The following is a 15,837-nucleotide window of genomic DNA, read 5'->3' as shown; positions in this document are numbered from 1 at the left end:
TGCTGCGCGAAGGACACGAATCATGCGTGACATCCTCGAACCGATTCTCGATTGGTACGACAGCGGTATGACCTTCGGCCTGGCGACGGTCGTCCACACGTTCCGCAGCGCACCTCGGCAGCCCGGCGCGGCGATGGCGGTCTCGGCGCAGGACGAGGTCGTCGGCAGCGTCTCAGGAGGATGCGTGGAGGGGGCCGTCTTCGAGGCCTCCAAACAGGTCATGGAGACCGGCGAGCCGTCGTACGAGGAGTACGGCTTCAGCGACGACGACGCGTTCGCGGTCGGCCTCACCTGCGGCGGAATCCTGCACGTGTACGTGGAACAGGTGAACCGGCGGATGTTCCCCGAGCTGCGCGCGGTCGCCGATTCGGTGAGGGCGCACGAACCGGTCGCCGTCGCGACCGTCGTCAACGGAGCAGGGAAGACGGGCGCGCGACGGGTGATCTGGGCGGACCGGGCCGGCGGCTCGCTCGGCTCGCCGGGACTCGACTACGCGATCGACGACGACGCCAAGGGCATGCTCGCGCAAGGTCTCACCGGTCAACGCCACTACGGGCTTGACGGCCAGCGTCGGATGGACGAGGTCTCGGTCTTCGTGCAGTCCTTCGCGCCACCGCCCCGGATGCTGGTGTTCGGCGCCATCGACTTCGCGGCGGCCGTCGCCAGGGTCGGCAAGTTCCTCGGCTATCACGTGACGGTGTGCGACGCGCGCGGGGTCTTCGCCACGGCCAAACGATTCCCGGACGCGGACGAGGTGGTGGTCCGATGGCCACACGACCATCTCAAGGAGATCACCGTCGACGAACGGACCGCGATCTGCGTTCTCACCCACGACCCGAAGTTCGACGTGCCGCTGCTCCAGGTCGCGCTGCGGACGCCGGCCGGCTACATCGGCGTGATGGGCAGCCGGCGCACGCACGACGATCGTCTTGCCAGGTTGAGAGAGGTGGGGGTCGCCGAGGAGGAGCTGGCCCGCCTGCACTCGCCGATCGGGCTCGACCTGCACGCGCGAACCCCCGAGGAGACGGCGGTGTCGATCGCCGCCGAGCTCATCCAGACGCGCTGGGGCGGTTCCGGCAGGTCGTTGTCCCGGACGCGGGGCCGTATCCACGGTCCGGCGAGCTGAGACCGGCGCGTCGATGCGCCGCCGGCCGGCACGGGAACCTCGGCGCGCGAGTGAGGAAAACTCTCAGTCAGGCACGGCGGGCCGCGCGCTCGGGCATGTTGCGCTCCCGCCATCCGATGCCGTGCCGTGTCGCACCGGCCCGCACCCTGGTCATCGCCCGTCGCAGCCGGCTCTGCTCGCCGTCCGGCGAACGCAGGTCGATCGTGACGTGAGCGACGTCCGCGAACTCCAGCAGGGTGTCGTTCATCCGCAGTGCGTCGGCGCCGACGGCGACGTCGCGTACGGGCTCAGGCGGGCCACCCGGCGCCATGAGGTAGCCGTCCGGCGGGATCCGGCCACGCGCGTCCAGATGGGTGGCCTGGAACCGGGTGCCGTCGGAAAGCCGGCCCGCGCACCACGTCCAGCCGATCCGCCACCAGTCGCGCACACCCCACGAGTGGTCCCGCTGGCCGGGGCCGTCCAGCGGGAACGACCGTCCATCGAGGGTCACCTCGCCGACCGCCCAGCCCGGCTGCTCCATCCTGCTGCCACGCGCGTAGCAGTACTCGGGAGCCTGCTCCCGCCAGGTGACATCCAGCCCGAACCCGTCGCCGCCCGCGGCGATGCGCCAGCCGCCCGCGGCCGGCTCGGCCACGAACCGGAGCGCAGGGGACGCCGCCTCCCAGGGGACGTCCCTGCGGGTGGGCAAGGGGAGATCCAGCGCGTACCCGGTCGCGTGCGCGCCGGCCACCACGTAGGCCCAGTACCAGCGCCGGCCCAGACGGGGATAGTCCCCGACCCGGACGAAGCCGCCGGCGGAACCGTCCACCGCGGCGAAGTCGAAATACCACGACTCGCCCCACAGGCGGTCGGTGCCGGGCCGGTGCACGCCGGCCGGGGCCGCACCTACAGCGTTCTGCTCGGAGTCCATGTCCCCCACACGGTAGAGGAGCCTCGCCGGCCAGGGGTGGTTGGAAGCGCGGCCGTTGTGGAGGGCGGCCGATCCTGCTGAAATTCGACCGTGAATGACGGCAGCCTGAGGCCCCTGGGCGAGGCGTCCGGGCATGCCACGTGGTTGGTCTGCTGTCCGCATGCCGGCGGGACGGCCGCGTACTTCCGGGACTGGCCGCGCCGGTTCCCTCCCACGATCCAGGTTGTGCCGGTGCAGTACCCCGGGCACGGGGACCGCCTCGACGAGCCGTGCGTGAGCGACGTCCACGAGCTGAGTGCGATGATCGCCGACGAGGTGGCCGGCCGGCCAGAGGTGATCGTGTTCGGGCACAGCTTCGGCGCCGCTGTCGCTTTCGAGCTGGCGGTACGGCTTGCCGGCGCGGGATCGCCACCACAGGCCGTGCTGATCTCCGCCCGGGAGGCGCCACACCACCAGCGCGTCAGCCCGCCGCGCACCGACGCGGCGATCTGGGAGGAGATGGTCCGGCTGGGCGGGACGCCGACCGAGATCGCGGCCGATCCCGACTGGCGCGAGCTGCTGACCCCTCAGTTCCGCGCCGACTTCCGCGCCGACGCCTCCTACCGGCCCAGCCGTACCCGCCTGCCCTGCCCGGTCACGGTCATGCTGGGCCGGGACGACGAGGATCTGTCGCGCGCTTCGATCGACGCCTGGCAGGAGTACACCGCGTCGGAGTTCGCCGTCCGGGTGTTTCCCGGAGGGCACTTCTATCTGGCCGATCACGTCGGCGACATCGCGGCCGAGGTCGTGCGGCACGCGTCGGCGGCCACCCCTCCCCGGCGTCCCGGCGCACGGTCGTCCACCTTCGAGGCCTCCCGTGATTGACACCGCCGGCCTGACCATGCGGGAGCTGCGCGAGATCGACCTTCTCGATCCGAGCACCTTCGTCGACTACGACCTGACGTCGCTGTGGCGGACGATGCGCCGCGAGGCGCCGGTGTACCGTCACCCGCGTGGTTTCTGGGTGCTGACCCGCTACGCGGACGTGGTCTCCGTCTACAAGGATTCCACCCGGTTCGGCTCCGACGGCGGCAACGTGCTCTCGACGCTGACGGCGGGTGGCGACTCGGCCGCCGGCTCCATGCTGGCGGTGACCGACGGCGCGGGCCACCGGCGCATGCGTGCGGCACTGGTCGACGCACTGCGGCCCAGGACGATGAGCGCCCTGGCGGAAAGGCTCAGAACCCGTGCGCTTGAGCTGGTGCGGAGGATGGCCTCCGGCGAGCCCTTCGACTTCGCCGCCGAGGTCGCCGAGCGGCTGTCGATGGGCACGATCTGCGATCTGATGGGTGTCCCCGAGGGTGATCGCGCCCAGTTGCTGGAATGGAACAAAGAGGCGTTGAGCTCGGACACGCGGGGAGCCACCGAGTCGGACGCGCTGCTGGCCCGTGCCGAGATCCTGACGTACCTGACCGAGGTGGTCCAGGAGCGGCGGGAGAGCGCCGGGACCGATGTGGTGAGCGAGTTGATCGCCCACCGGCCCGACGACGGAAGGCCGCTGACCGACGAGGAGATCGTCTACAACTGCTACAGCCTGCTGATCGGGGGAGACGAGTCCAGCCGGATGTCCGCCATCTGCGGGGTGCTCGCCTTCTGCGCGCGGCCGGACGCATGGCGTCGTGTGCGTGCGGGTGACGTGAGCATCGAGTCGACGGTCGAGGAAGTCCTGCGCTGGGCCACGCCTGCCATGCACGTCGGGCGGCGGGCCAGACGAGCTGTCGACTTCCGCGGGCAACGGATCGACGAGGGCGACATCGTGACACTGTGGAACATCTCCGCCAATCGCGATGAGACGGTCTTCCAGGCGCCGGACACCTTCGACCCCGCACGGCAGCCGAACCGCCATCTCGCGTTCGGGTACGGACCACACTTCTGCGTCGGTGCCCAGCTCGGCAGGCTCGAACTCGGGATCCTGCTGGAGGCGCTGCGGGCGTCGGTCGAGGAGATGGTGCTCGCCCGGGAGCCGAAGCGGGTCTACTCGAACTTCCTGTTCGGCTACAGCGCGCTGCCCGTGGTGTTCTCCTGACAGCCATCGCAGGAGTGCAGGAACCCCGTTACCAGGCGCATGAAGGTGGCATGGTCACCCCGGTGGATCTCGTGTCCGCAGCCGGCGACGTCGTTCGCGCTGGAGCCGTGGGGGAGATGCTTCAGGGCGAGCTGCCAGTCCACATCGCTCAGCATGCCTCCGCGCCCGGGACTCCCGCGCAGGACCAGCGCGGGTTCCGCCAACCGCGCCAGGAGGGGAAGGAGCGGGCCGGCGGCGGCGCCGTCGTCGATCGTGCTGAGGTAGACGTCCGGATCGGCGCTGTAGACGTTCTCCAGCAGGCTCCGGCGATCGACGACGTGCCAGTCGCGGCACACCAGCTCCACCCATTTCTCCGCGTACTCCCGAGGGCTGCGCATCAGGCGCAGGAAATCCTGGACGACCGGCTGGGAGCGCGTGGAGGCCATGTCGGGGGGCAGCTCTTCGAGGACGAGGCCGCTGAGGGCGGGAGGAACCCGATCGCTCAGGGCGCCTGTCGCCAGCGCGAGAGCGATCGCGGCACCCCAGCAGTGCCCGATCAGCAGGGGTGCGCGGATGCTCAGGGCATCGATGAAGTCATGCAGGTCGGCGGCCGCGTCGTGCAGGCCGTACGAGCCGACGGGCGGTTTGACGCTGGATCCGTTGCCGCGCAGGTCGAGGGCGAACACGTCCATGTCCGCAGCGTTCAGCGCCGGTGCGACCCTGGACCACGTCGCCCAGGTGCCGCCGTTGCCGTGCACCAGGATCGCGGTGGGAGCGCCGATGTCCCGTGCCCATCTGCGGTAGTGGAACCGGCCGGCGGGCAGGTCCACGTAGTGAGAGCTCCCTGATGCGGCCGCGGCGCCGATGTCCTGATTCATCTACCGGCTCGCGATCAGGTGGGACGGCTTACGGCAGGCCGCCTCCCCGGGCTGCGCCGGCGCGGCCACCGTTCGAGCGAACCAGCTCCGCGATGCTGCGGATGTCGTGGAAATTCGTCGCATTGAGCTGCTCCGGCGGGATCGGTGAACCAAGCTCGTCCTGAATAAAGGCTACGAGCCTGGCCGTCTTGAACGAATCGAGCACGCCCCACGCGAGCAGCGGGGTGTCGTCGGTCAGCTCGCCCGCGGGATCACCATCGAGAAACTGGGTGCGGATGAACACGAGGAGGTCGGACACTATCTGGTCGTCGGCCACCTTTCCTCCCTTCCTGCTGTCTCCCCGCCGGCGGGGTCGTGATGGGCTCCACGGCCGAGCGCGGCCCGGTCGACCTTTCCGTTCCCGGTGCGCGGGAGCCCGGTGACCAAGTGGATCCGGTCGGCGATCATGTACGGGGGGAGGCGCCCGGCGCTGTGCCGCTTGAGCGCCAGCAACCCGGGAGCCCGGCCTGCCACGGGCACCACGAACGCCTCAAGCCGCGCGTCCGGGCCGTCACCGACCACGACGACCGCGGCTTCGTCGACATCGGCGTGGGCGGTCAGCGCCGACTCGACGTCACCCAGCTCCACCCGGTGCCCGCGCACCTTCACCATGAGGTCGCGCCGGCCGACGTAGTCGAAGGCGCCTCCCGGCAGCACCCGGACGATGTCACCCGTGGGATAAGGCCCACGCTGCGGTTCGCGTCCCCAGTAGCCGAGCATCACGCTCGGCCCGTCGACCCACAGCTCGCCCTCCTCGCCCGGCCGGGCGCGGCCGCCGTCGGCTCTGACGGCCCAGAGCGTGTCGCCGCTGGCCGCGACGCCGATGGGCGCAGGGCGGTCACGTTCCAGGTCCGCGGGCTCGACCTGGTGACAGGCGCACACGTTGGTCTCGGTCGGGCCGTACAGGTTGAGCAGCCGCGCGGGGCTCCACGCGGCCAGCCGGCGTACCTGGGTGATGGGAAAGGGCTCGCCGGCGAACAGCAGGGCGCGCAGCGTGCTCGGCGCCGGCCGATCCAGCAGGCCGCCTTCGCGGATCATCAGGGTCAGCGCCGACGGAACCGAGTACCACACGCTTATCCGCTGCTCATGCAGCAGCTCGACCAGGCGTTTCGGCGAATAGGCCAGTTCGCTGGGGACGAGATGGACCATGGCGCCGCTCGTGAACGCGGCGTAGAGGTCCAGGACCGACAGGTCGAAGGCCAGTCCCGCGTGGTTGGCGAACCGGTCGGCAGGCGCGGCGGCCAGTTCGGCCGCCGCCCAGTCCACGAACGCCCGGGCGTTGCGATGGCTGATGCACACGCCCTTCGGCACGCCGGTGGAACCGGAGGTGTAGAGGATGAAGGCCAGGTCGTCGCCGTCAGCAGGCTCGTTGACGGGATCCGCGCCGCCCGGCATCGCCCCGGTGACATCCAGGCGGCGGGGGGCAGGGCCGTACTCGCCGGACAGCAGCGACAGCCGCGGCCCGTCGCCGCACACCAGCCGCGCGCCGGAGTCACGCACCACGGCGGCACAGCGGGCGACCGGGACGGCCGGGTCCACCGGCACGTACGCGGCGCCCAGCCGGAGCACGGCCTGCATGGCCGCCACCACGTGCGGCGACTTCTCCGCCCAGATGACCACGCGATCGCCCCGGGCGACGCCGGCTTCGCGCAGCCTGGCGGCGAGGGCGTTGGCCCGGCGCTCGAGGTCGGCGTAGAGCAGCACGCCGTCGGCACCGGCCACGGCGGGCCGCTCCGGGTACCGGGCCGCCGCATCGATGGCCAGCTGGTGCAGGGTCATAGCCCGGCTCCATTGGCGATGATCTCCCGCTGGATATCGCTGGTCCCGGAGAAGATGACGCTGGGCACCGAGTCGCGCAGTTGTCCCTCGCTCCCGGTGCCCGCGAGGTAACCGAGGCCGCCGAAGATCTGGATGGCGTCCAGGCTGTTGGCCACCGTCGCCTCCGAGACAGCGAGCTTGGACAGCGCGGTCGCCTGTGTGTCCGGTCTGCCCTGGTCCAGGAGCCAGCAGGCCCGGTAGAGGAGCAGCCTCGCCGACTCCAGCCGCTGGGTCATCGTGGCGATCCGGTGCGAGACCGCCTGGAAAGCGCCGATGGGCCGGCCGAACTGCCGGCGCCGCTTCGCGTGGGCCACGCAGTCGTCGAGCTGGCGGCGCATCTGGCCCAGGTAGATGGCGAACAGGCAGTTCCGTTCCCAGGTCATCGAGTGTTTGAAGATCGTGTGGCCTTGGCCCTCAGCGCCGAGCCGGTATCGCACCGGCACCCGGCATCCGGAGAACTCCACCCGCCCCGCCGGGCAGGCATGCAGGCCCATCTTGGTGAACGGTTCGCCGACCTTGATGCCAGGCAGATGCCTGGGCACCGCCAAAGCGGTCTGGCCCAGGAAACCGGCTTCCCGATCGGAGGTCCCGTAGACGACGAACACATCGGCGGCCGAGGCGTTGCTGACGAAGGACTTCACGCCGTCCAGCACGTACTCGTCGCCGTCACGGACGATCGTGGCACCCAGCTTCCCGACGTCCGATCCGGCCCCGTCCTCGGTCATCGCGTTCGCGGCGACCAGCGCGCCGCCGGCCATGCCTTCGAGCAACTCGGCGCGCAGGGGGTCGGCGCCGTAGTCACGCACAGGGACCGCGCAGGCCAGCAGGTGGGCGCTGGCGGCGAAGGCCAGGCCCGTATCGGCTCCGCCCTCGGTGAAGGCCTCCAGGCACAGCGCGGTGTCCAAGGCGCCCAGGCCGCCGCCGCCGTACTCGGCCGGCAGGCACAGACCCGTCACGCCGAGGCCGGCGGTCGCCGACCATTCGGCGCGGGAGAACGGCACGCGCGGTTCCGCCAGGCCCGGACCCTGCCCGCGGACGCCCGCGAGTACCTCCTCATAGCGCCTGCGCTGTGCTTCGCTGAGGTCGAAATCCATGCTTGCACCATCTCGTCAGAGGCGAAGAAGGGCACGGTGGCCGACAAGACGTTGGCAATGTGACACAGGGGCCACCGTCTGTCGAGCGTGTCGGCGCATACCTAGGTCGGATCAGCGGCGGCGTGCCATGATGGGTCCGCAGGATCGGGCTCTAAGGAGGGCAAGGTTGTCCGAGCGATCGAGAACCCCAGCCGAAGATCCTCTCAGCGGCCGCCCCCTGACCAGTCACGAACGGCAGGCGGGAGAGCCGTGGGACGCGTCCTACCACGACGGCCCCGCGCCGTGGGACATCGGCGGGCCGCAGCCGGCGATCGTCCGTCTGGCGGCCGAGGGTGCGATCACCGGAACGGTGCTCGACGCGGGCTGTGGGAGCGGCGACAACGCCCTCCACGTCGCCTCGCTGGGTCTGAAGGTCCTGGGCGTGGACGTGGCCGTGACGGCCCTGGAGATCGCCAGGGGCAAGGCGCGCGAGCGCGGGATCGAGGCCGAGTTCGCCGCGGCCGACGCGCTCCGCCTCGAGACGTTGGGCCGCCAGTTCGAGACGGTGCTGGACTGCGGCCTTTTCCACGCCTTCGACGACAAAGAGCGGCTGGAGTACGTCGCAGGTCTGGCGTCGGTGACCGCGCCCGGCGGAACCCTGTACGTGTTGTGCTTCGGCGACCATGGCCAGGAGCCCGGCCCGCACCCCGTCAGCAGGGAAGAGCTGAGAGCGGCGTTCGGTCTCGGGTGGGATGTCATCGCGATCGAACCGGACCTGGTCCAGACCAGACAGCAACCTGACGGTGCGCCGGCCTGGCTCGCCACGATCAAGCGCGCCTAGGCGCTCGGGCCCGCCGGCGACGAGAGAATCAAGGGTGATCACGATGGGAACCTCAGAGTCCTGGCACCGGCCGACCGTCACGCCGCGAATCATCACCGGCGACCCGGCGGGGCTCGTCGGGTTCATCCGGCAGGTGTTCGGCGCCCAGGGCGAGGTCGAGGGCGATCGCCCGGTGGAGATGCGCCTGGGCGACTCCCTCGTCATGGTCAGCGATGGCGGGGGAGTGCACGCGGCCGCGCCGGCCTTCCTCATGGTCTACGTCGACGACACCGACGCCGTCTTCGCCCGCGCCGTAGCGGCAGGGGCCGGCGTGCAGGAGAAGCCCGAGGACATGCCGTGGGGCGACCGGCGCGCGACCGTCCGGGACAGCTGGGGCAATACGTGGCAGATCGCCACGTCACGGTCCCAGATTCCCGCCGACGTCTGAAGATTCCCGCCGACGATCACCACAGGCTGCCGGAACGAGCCTCGGCGCGCTGGGTGATCGTCTGGGGTCACGCCTGGAACGTGACCGGCAGCGAGGCGAAGCTGCGCACCGTCGTCGTGGGGAGCCGGATCGGGGTGCCGGTCAACCGCAGCGGTGCGGGTGCGTCATGCAGGGCACGAGCCAGCTCCCCGAGGGCGAGCTGCCCGAACAGCGACCCGAGGCACGAGTGCGGCCCCCACCCGAACGACAGGTGCCTGTTCGGGGCGCGGTCGAGCACGAGCTCCTGAGGCCGCGGGAACTGATCCGGATCGCGGTTCGCGGCGCCGAGCACGATGAAGACCGGGTCGCCCTCCTTGACCGTGACACCGCGCACCTCGGTCGTGCGCTTGGCGATCCTGCTCGTGGCCTGCGACGGTCCGTCGAACCGCAGGAACTCCTCGATTCCCGAGCCCAACAGGCGCGAGTCGCGGAGTTGGTCGAAGACGTCGGGCCGCTCCATGAGCATGAAGGCGAAGCTTCCGGAAGAGGCGAAGATCGTCCCGAAGCTGCCGATGAACAGCAGGCCGATGAGGTTCTTGACCACGCCCACGTGGACGCCCATCTCCTCGGCCCGGTTCTTGAGGGTCAGGACCGTGCCATGGGTTTGCGGCGAGCCGAGCCACCCGTCGATGAGGCCGCCGAACGCCTCACGGACCCGGCGCTCCGCCTCCGGGTCGTCGCCGGCGAGGTCCGCGTCGAACTTGCGGGCCATGCCCTCGACGATCGTCTTGAAGACCTGGGGGTCGGGTTCGGTGACCCCGAGGAAGTCGGCCGTGATCGTGCCGGAGAGCCGCGCGCCCACCTCGATCATCCAGTCGAACGACGGTCGTGACGCGACGCCCTCGAAGATCCGGTCGATGCTCGCCCGGACGCTGCGGCCGATCTGCTCGAGGTCCTGGGCATGAATCGAGCCGGTGACGAGCCGCCTCAGCTCGCTCACCGCCTTGCGATCGAGGGCCTGGACGCTCTCCTCGGACTCCGTGGAGACCTCGCTGACCCGGCGGGGGTCTCGAACGAACCGCTCGGAGTCCATGAGGATCTCCCGGCAGTCGTCGTAGCGGGTGACGACCCAGGCGCCCACCTTCTCGTCCCAGAAGACGGGGTGCTTGGCCTGGAGTTCCGCGTACACAGGGTAGGGGTTCTCCAGCATGGCCGGGCTGAGCGGGTCGAAGTCCGGAGCGGAACTCATGGGTTGGCCTGCCTTTCGGTGACTTCCGGGTCGTTGCTGGGTTCGCGCTTCCCGACGGGGTCAGCGGACGGAGATCCTCACCCGCGTCGGGCCCCGCCGGTTCAGCAGGCTGTTCCACGTCGGCTCCTCGACGAGCTCGAGGCCCGGGAAGCGGCGGACCATCCGGCCGAAGGTGAGCTGGCCGTGGAGGCGGGCGAGCGCGGAGCCGAAGCACGTGTGGATGCCGCGGGCGAAAGAAAGGTGCTCGTTGGCGCGGTTCCGCCGCAGGTCGAGATCGTCGGCGGTCGGTCCCCACCTGTTCTGGTCGTGGTTCGCCGACGCGAGGGACATGACGATGGCCGTGCCGGCCTCGATGGTCTTGCCGTGCAGTTCGACGTCCTGCAGGGGGTAGCGCCCTGTGAGCTGGAGAGGCGCCTCGTAGCGCAGCATCTCCTCCACGGTGTTGCGGTCGAGCGAGGGGTCACCGCGCAGCTCGGCGGCCTGCTCGGGATGGCGCGCGAGAGCCAAGGCCCCGAATGCGAGCAGGCTCGCGGTCGGTTCAGGGGCGGAGACGTGGAGCAGCATGACGTGGCTGATGAGTTCGTCGTCGGTGAAGGCGTCGGTGGCGCTGAGCAGCCTGGACAGGACGTCGTCACCCGGGTGGGCGCGTTTGTGGGCACAGACGTCCTGGAGGTACTCCCGCATCTCGTCTCTGGAACGGACGATCGCGCGGGTGACCTCCGGGCTCGCCACCGGCTCTGTGAGGTTGACGATGTCCGAGACCCAGGCGTGGACCTGGGCCCGGTCCGCCTCAGGCATCCCGAGGAGCTCGAAGATGGCCTGGAACGGGATCGGGATCGCGACGTCGCCGAGGAAGTCCACCTCGCCCTTGTCCTCGAGCAGGTCGAGGTGCTCGTCGACGAGCTGGGTGAGGCGGGGGCGGTACGCCTCGATGCGGGTGGGGGTGAGCCCATGGGACAGATGCTTACGCCACCTCGTGTGCTCCGGGGGGTCACGGAAGAGGATGACGGCGAAGTCGTCGTACGCCAGGTCCTGCTCGGGGCCGCGCTTGAGGTTGCGGTGGTCGACGCTGAACCCGTCCCGGTCGTGCAGGATGGCGTCGATGTCGTCATAACGCGTGAGCAGCCACACGCCGTCGGCTGCGGTGATCTGGTGGCACGGGTCCGCCTCCCGCAGCTCCTTGAAGAACGGGTAGGGGTTGGCGACGAACGCGGGGTCGAACGGGTTGTAGACGACCGTCATCGTGGACCCCCCACCTTGTCGGCGTTGCGGGGCAGGCCCGCCGCCGCCAGATCGTCGACATAGCGGACGACGTCGCTCTGCGGATGGATGCGGTCGAGCGAGGGGATGAGCTCCTTGGCGATCTCGGCGGTGATGTCCGGGTTGATACGCAGGATCTGCTGGGTCAGCTCGTGGGCGTACTTCTTGTCCCCTTCGCGCTGGTGATAGGCGGCCAGCCCGATCCGGACCAGGATGTTGTCGTCGTTCTCCCGGCGGACCTTCTCCAGCAGTTCGTACGCCTCGGTCTTACGGCCTGCGCCGATGTTGATGTAGGCGAGCGCCATCAGCAGTCCATGCGGCGGAAAGGGATCCAGGCGCAGCGCCCGGCGGATGGACCGGCTGGCCTCGAGGCGTTGATGTCCCATGGTGAGCGCGACGCCGCGCATCGCATGCGGCCAGGTGATGCACGGGTCCGCGGCGATGGAGCGGTCCTCGTGCTTGACCGCCTCCCGCCAGTTGCCCCGCACGAGCTGGACGACGCCGAGGATGCCGTGTCCCACCCCGGAGTCAGGGTCGAGTTCGACGCCCCTGGAGGCGAGCTCCCACGCGCGGTCGAGGTGGCTGTCGTCGAGGCTCCAGCCTTGGGTGTGCTCCTGGGTGTAGGTCCCGGCGAGCAGGCCGTAGGCGCTCGCGAGCTCCGGGTCGTCGTCGATGGCGCCCTGGAACAGGGCGCGGGCGGCGAGGAGGTCTTTATGGTGTAGCTGACGCATGTGGTAGTAGCCCCGCCACACCGCCTCGACGGAGCGGATGCTGTTCGGCGGCCTGGTCAACCGGTCCAGCTCGGCCGACTCCAGCTCGAAGCCGACAGCCCCGAGGATCCTCTCGACGATCTCGACCTGGACCGCGTGCATGTCCGTGAGCCCGCACTCGAACGACGCCGACCAGAGGGTGGTGCCTGGGGCGGCCTCGATGAGCTCCGCGTCGATCCCGAGCCGGTCCTCGCTGCGCGCCACCGACCCGCGCAGGATGTAGCGGACACCCAGTTCGGTGCCGATCCTGGTGGGATCGGGCTTGGTGCCCTTCAAGGAGAAGGCGCTGTCGGCGGAGATGACGAACACGGCGTTGCTGCTTCGCGCGATGCTGTTGGTCAGGTCCTGCGTCACGCCGTCGGTGAGGTACTCGTCGTCGGTGCTCGCGGTCGCGAACGGCAGGACGACGATGGACGGGCCTTTGTCCGGCGGCGCGGGGTTCTTCGGCGGCTTGCTGATCCCCAGGGCGTCGATCACGAGGCCGCGAAGGTATGGGCGGAAGTCCCACCACATTCTGGTCATGAGCTCACCCTCAGTCGTCGGGGAAAGAAGCTCGTCCGCATGGCTTTCGCCGCTTCATGGTTATCGCGGCGCTTGTTCGGCCACAACAGCGGTGGAATGCGCGCGCGAGCCGGTCGCGGGCGGGGCGTCCACGCCCGGCCGGTCGGCCCGGGCGGACGCCTTGCCGCAGAACGGGTTTCGTATCAGGATCTCTTGCATCCGCAGCGAGGGAGATCAAGATGCCCGACGGTGTCAGCACGGCTGGTCGGCCCCACATCGACATCACATCGATCCAGCGGTTGGCCGAACTGGCCGACTACATCGTGCCCTTCGCGATCCGGGCGGTCTGCACGCTCGGCGTGGCCGATCACCTCGTCGAGGGACCGCTGCCGATCCCCGACCTCGCCAAGCGTTGCGGCGCGGAACCCGATGCGCTGACCCGCGTTCTTCGCGCGCTGGCCGGCAAGGGCATCTTCACCGAGTCCGAGCCGGGCGTCTTCGGCCTGACCCCGCTGGCCCAGGTGCTGCGCAGTGATCATCCCGTTTCGTTGCGCGACGCCTATCCGCTGCTCGTCGGCGATCTGCAGGCCTGGGCGCACTTCGACTACACCTTGCGCACGGGGCGTTCGTCATTCGAGTACGTCCACGGGATGGGCTACTGGGAGTACATGGCCGAGCACCCCGAGGAGAGCAAGCGGTTCGACGGCTCTCAGGCGGCCGGGACCCGGATGGAAGTGCGCACGGTGATGACGGCCTACGACGCGTGGGCGGGGCTGACCTCGGTGGTCGACGTCGGCGGCGGCAACGGGACGTTCCTGATCGGCCTCCTGAGCCGGCTGCGCCATCTGCGTGGCACGCTGTTCGACCAACCGCACGTCGTGGCCGCCGCGCCCGACCTGCTGCGCGAAGCCGGGCTGGCTGATCGGTGCACCGTCGTGGGCGGCAGCTTCTTCGACGGGGTACCGGCCGGTGCCGACGCCTACCTGCTCAAGCGCGTGTTGTGGTCCTGGGGGGACGACCGGGCCCACCAGCTGCTCAGCGAGATACGCGCGGCGATGCGCGAAGACAGCAGGTTGCTGCTGCACGAGCCGGTCGCCGCCCCCGGCGACAGCGACGAGGTCGGCAAGGCCTACGACCTGATCCTGCTGGCGATGGGTGGTGGCTGCGCCCGCACCGAGGAGCAGCTCCGCGTGCTGCTCGGCGGCGCCGGGTTGCGCATCTCCAGGGTGATCCCGACGCCGATGTTCCCGCTGGTCGAAGTCGTTCCGGCGACCTGACCACGTCACGTCCTGTTCGGACCCGAGCCCGCCTTGGTGATGAATTCCGCGCGCAGACGCTGCTTGTCGATCTTGCCGACGGTTGTGCGCGGCAGCGCGGTCACGGCCTCGACCCGGTCGGGAAGCTTGTACGGCGCGACACCGTGCGAGGTGAGGAACGAGCGAACCTCGGGCAACGAGGGCACCGCGCCATCGCACACGGCGAAGACGCACGGGACCTCCCCCATCAACTCGTGCGGCACTCCGACCACGACCACCTGGCGGAAGGCGGGGTGCAGGCCGAGGACGTCCTCCAGCTCCGCCGCGACGATCTTCTCGCCACCCTTGTTGATGACGTCCTTCAACCGGCCCTCGACGACCATGTTCCCGTCCGGGGTGATCCGTACCAGGTCGCCGGTGCGCAGAAAGCCGTCGGTGGTGAACGCCCGGGAGTTGACCTCGCCGGCCCGGTAGTAGCCGCGGATGGTGTACGGCCCGCGCGTGAGCAGCTCGCCCACCTCACCACGCGCAACCTCGGCATCGGTCTCGTCGACCACCTTGATCTCGTCGGCCGCCGCCATGGGGCGGCCCTGCGTCCCGATCACGACGTCGTACGGGTCGTCGAGGCGGGTATAGGTGAGCAGCCCCTCCGCCATCCCGAACCAGTGCGTCAGCCTCGCCCCCATCTCGGTCATGATGCTGCCCGCCAGGTCCGGCGACATGTGCGCGCTGCCGACCTGGATCACCAGGCGGGACATGTCGACGTCGAAGAACTCCCTGGCCTCCCGCCACACCTGGACCATCGGCGGCATCAGTGTCGTCAGGGTCACCCGCTCCGTCTCCAGCAGGTCGAAGACGACGTCCGGGCTGGGGTTGCGGGGCAGGACGACCTTGCCGCCGACCGCCAGCGTGCCCAGCAGGCCAGGACAGCCGAGCGCCGCGTTGTGCGCGATGGGCAGGGAGGCCAGATAACAGCCGTGCTGGTCCGTCCCGGTCGCCGCCGCGCTGGCACGAAGCTGATAGGCGTAGTCGTCGTGGGTGCGCGGAATCAGCTTGGGCAGGCCGGTGGTGCCACCTGACAGCAGGAAGAACGCGACGGCCGAGGGGTCAGGCCCCTGCATGGGCACCGGCTCGGCCAGCACGTCGTCGAATCCGAGGAACTCGGCGGGCTCGCCGACCACGATGACGTGCCGTACCGAGGAGACCTCCTTCTGGACTTCGCGTGCGAGGTCGGTGTAGGAGAAGCCCTGGTACTCGTCGGCCACGACGAGGCCGACCGCTGCCGAGACCTCGGCCAGGTAGCTGATCTCCCTGCGCCGGTGGCCGGGCAGCCCGTAGACCGGAATGGCGCCCAGCCGGTAGCAGCCGACGCTGACGGCGACGAAGGCGGCGATGTTCGGCAGTTGGACGACGATCCTGTCGCCACGCTCGATGCCGAGCCGCGCCAACCCGGCCGCGAACCTGTCGGCCTGACGGTCGAGTTCCGCATAGGACCATCGCCTGGCCGCCGGATCGACGACAGCGATGCGGTCGCTCTGGTTCCAGGGCCGGAGCAGGTCTCCCAGGACCTCGCCGCGCCAGTAGCCCTCGGCCCGGTAGCGCTCGGCGAACTCCGGGGGATATCCGGCCACACCCGACATCGGCACCTCAGTTCCCTTCGTTAGGA

At 69.9% G+C, this 15,837-nt stretch carries 15 protein-coding genes; 6 read left to right on the top strand and 9 right to left on the bottom strand.

The genetic code is table 11. From position 1 onward, the window contains the following. Positions 1-22 precede the first annotated feature (22 nt). Positions 23-1,126, top strand: a complete 1,104-nt coding sequence (locus tag AC3EO4_RS31765; protein ID WP_379582392.1) for an XdhC family protein — start codon at positions 23-25, stop codon at positions 1,124-1,126. 67 nt (positions 1,127-1,193) lie between these two features. Here the strand turns inward: AC3EO4_RS31765 and AC3EO4_RS31760 are convergent, their stop codons facing one another. Continuing rightward, positions 1,194-2,036: a DUF7064 domain-containing protein gene (locus AC3EO4_RS31760; RefSeq protein ID WP_431898999.1), complete on the bottom strand. Its 843-nt coding sequence runs from the start codon at positions 2,034-2,036 to the stop codon at positions 1,194-1,196. Positions 2,037-2,126: 90 nt separating this feature from the next. On the opposite strand from AC3EO4_RS31760, the gene AC3EO4_RS31755 reads away from it, so the two are divergent. Then, positions 2,127-2,900: a thioesterase II family protein gene (locus AC3EO4_RS31755; protein WP_431898997.1), complete on the top strand. Its 774-nt coding sequence runs from the start codon at positions 2,127-2,129 to the stop codon at positions 2,898-2,900. Continuing rightward, positions 2,893-4,101 carry a cytochrome P450 gene (locus tag AC3EO4_RS31750; RefSeq protein WP_431898995.1) on the top strand — a complete coding sequence of 403 codons (1,209 nt, stop codon included), beginning with the start codon at positions 2,893-2,895 and terminating at the stop codon, positions 4,099-4,101. Before AC3EO4_RS31755 ends, AC3EO4_RS31750 begins: the two co-directional genes overlap by 8 nt. Here AC3EO4_RS31750 and AC3EO4_RS31745 read toward each other — a convergent pair. The 4 genes from AC3EO4_RS31745 to AC3EO4_RS31730 are packed head-to-tail and all read right to left on the bottom strand — an operon-like array spanning position 4,071 to position 7,909. Next, positions 4,071-4,958: an alpha/beta fold hydrolase gene (locus AC3EO4_RS31745; RefSeq protein ID WP_431898993.1), complete on the bottom strand. Its 888-nt coding sequence runs from the start codon at positions 4,956-4,958 to the stop codon at positions 4,071-4,073. The two genes, AC3EO4_RS31750 and AC3EO4_RS31745, sit on opposite strands and share 31 nt — an antisense overlap. 28 nt (positions 4,959-4,986) lie before the next feature. Then, positions 4,987-5,274, bottom strand: a complete 288-nt coding sequence (locus AC3EO4_RS31740) for an acyl carrier protein (protein WP_379582383.1) — start codon at positions 5,272-5,274, stop codon at positions 4,987-4,989. Next, positions 5,256-6,776 carry an amino acid adenylation domain-containing protein gene (locus tag AC3EO4_RS31735; RefSeq protein ID WP_431898991.1) on the bottom strand — a complete coding sequence of 507 codons (1,521 nt, stop codon included), beginning with the start codon at positions 6,774-6,776 and terminating at the stop codon, positions 5,256-5,258. The genes AC3EO4_RS31740 and AC3EO4_RS31735 overlap by 19 nt, the downstream gene beginning before the upstream one ends. Continuing rightward, entirely contained in the window at positions 6,773-7,909 is a 1,137-nt protein-coding gene (locus AC3EO4_RS31730) for an acyl-CoA dehydrogenase family protein (protein ID WP_379582379.1), read from the bottom strand. The genes AC3EO4_RS31735 and AC3EO4_RS31730 overlap by 4 nt, the downstream gene beginning before the upstream one ends. Before the next feature lie 166 nt (positions 7,910-8,075). Here AC3EO4_RS31730 and AC3EO4_RS31725 point away from each other — a divergent pair, with 166 nt between their 5' ends. After that, positions 8,076-8,729: a class I SAM-dependent methyltransferase gene (locus AC3EO4_RS31725; RefSeq protein WP_379582377.1), complete on the top strand. Its 654-nt coding sequence runs from the start codon at positions 8,076-8,078 to the stop codon at positions 8,727-8,729. Between the two features lie 43 nt (positions 8,730-8,772). After that, entirely contained in the window at positions 8,773-9,156 is a 384-nt protein-coding gene (locus tag AC3EO4_RS31720) for a VOC family protein (protein WP_431898988.1), read from the top strand. A 67-nt stretch (positions 9,157-9,223) separates the two neighbouring features. Here AC3EO4_RS31720 and AC3EO4_RS31715 read toward each other — a convergent pair whose 3' ends face one another. From AC3EO4_RS31715 to AC3EO4_RS31705, 3 genes are read right to left on the bottom strand one after another with little or no spacing between them, the layout of a single operon-like run. Then, positions 9,224-10,384 (bottom strand): cytochrome P450, encoded by a 1,161-nt coding sequence (locus tag AC3EO4_RS31715; protein WP_431898986.1) that lies wholly within the window; start codon positions 10,382-10,384, stop codon positions 9,224-9,226. A 60-nt stretch (positions 10,385-10,444) separates the two neighbouring features. Then, positions 10,445-11,626: a cytochrome P450 gene (locus tag AC3EO4_RS31710; RefSeq protein ID WP_431898985.1), complete on the bottom strand. Its 1,182-nt coding sequence runs from the start codon at positions 11,624-11,626 to the stop codon at positions 10,445-10,447. Continuing rightward, a complete protein-coding gene (locus AC3EO4_RS31705) occupies positions 11,623-12,936 on the bottom strand; it encodes a tetratricopeptide repeat protein (RefSeq protein WP_431898983.1) in 1,314 nt (437 codons plus the stop codon). Before AC3EO4_RS31705 ends, AC3EO4_RS31710 begins: the two co-directional genes overlap by 4 nt. A 218-nt stretch (positions 12,937-13,154) precedes the next feature. Between AC3EO4_RS31705 and AC3EO4_RS31700 the strand changes: the two genes are divergently transcribed. After that, a complete protein-coding gene (locus AC3EO4_RS31700) occupies positions 13,155-14,192 on the top strand; it encodes a methyltransferase (protein WP_379582368.1) in 1,038 nt (345 codons plus the stop codon). A gap of 5 nt (positions 14,193-14,197) precedes the next feature. Here AC3EO4_RS31700 and AC3EO4_RS31695 read toward each other — a convergent pair whose 3' ends face one another. Further along, on the bottom strand, positions 14,198-15,811 hold the full coding sequence (locus AC3EO4_RS31695; RefSeq protein WP_431899162.1) for a (2,3-dihydroxybenzoyl)adenylate synthase: 1,614 nt from the start codon (positions 15,809-15,811) through the stop codon (positions 14,198-14,200). Positions 15,812-15,837 lie beyond the last annotated feature (26 nt).

It is taken from the genome of Nonomuraea sp. bgisy101 (assembly GCF_057708945.1).
Note: the sequence above shows the minus strand (reverse complement) of the source record. Positions and strands in the feature narration are given on the sequence as shown.

Excerpts from the sequence above, each read along its gene's own strand:
- AC3EO4_RS31700 (WP_379582368.1), top strand. The coding sequence starts at position 13,155 with ATGCCCGACGGTGTCAGCACGGCTGGTCGGCCCCACATCGACATCACA.
- AC3EO4_RS31720 (WP_431898988.1), top strand. The coding sequence starts at position 8,773 with ATGGGAACCTCAGAGTCCTGGCACCGGCCGACCGTCACGCCGCGAATC.
- AC3EO4_RS31710 (WP_431898985.1), bottom strand. The coding sequence starts at position 11,626 with ATGACGGTCGTCTACAACCCGTTCGACCCCGCGTTCGTCGCCAACCCC.
- AC3EO4_RS31730 (WP_379582379.1), bottom strand. The coding sequence starts at position 7,909 with ATGGATTTCGACCTCAGCGAAGCACAGCGCAGGCGCTATGAGGAGGTA.
- AC3EO4_RS31735 (WP_431898991.1), bottom strand. The coding sequence starts at position 6,776 with ATGACCCTGCACCAGCTGGCCATCGATGCGGCGGCCCGGTACCCGGAG.
- AC3EO4_RS31765 (WP_379582392.1), top strand. The coding sequence starts at position 23 with ATGCGTGACATCCTCGAACCGATTCTCGATTGGTACGACAGCGGTATG.
- AC3EO4_RS31695 (WP_431899162.1), bottom strand. The coding sequence starts at position 15,811 with ATGTCGGGTGTGGCCGGATATCCCCCGGAGTTCGCCGAGCGCTACCGG.
- AC3EO4_RS31705 (WP_431898983.1), bottom strand. The coding sequence starts at position 12,936 with ATGACCAGAATGTGGTGGGACTTCCGCCCATACCTTCGCGGCCTCGTG.
- AC3EO4_RS31745 (WP_431898993.1), bottom strand. The coding sequence starts at position 4,958 with ATGAATCAGGACATCGGCGCCGCGGCCGCATCAGGGAGCTCTCACTAC.
- AC3EO4_RS31715 (WP_431898986.1), bottom strand. The coding sequence starts at position 10,384 with ATGAGTTCCGCTCCGGACTTCGACCCGCTCAGCCCGGCCATGCTGGAG.
- AC3EO4_RS31760 (WP_431898999.1), bottom strand. The coding sequence starts at position 2,036 with ATGGACTCCGAGCAGAACGCTGTAGGTGCGGCCCCGGCCGGCGTGCAC.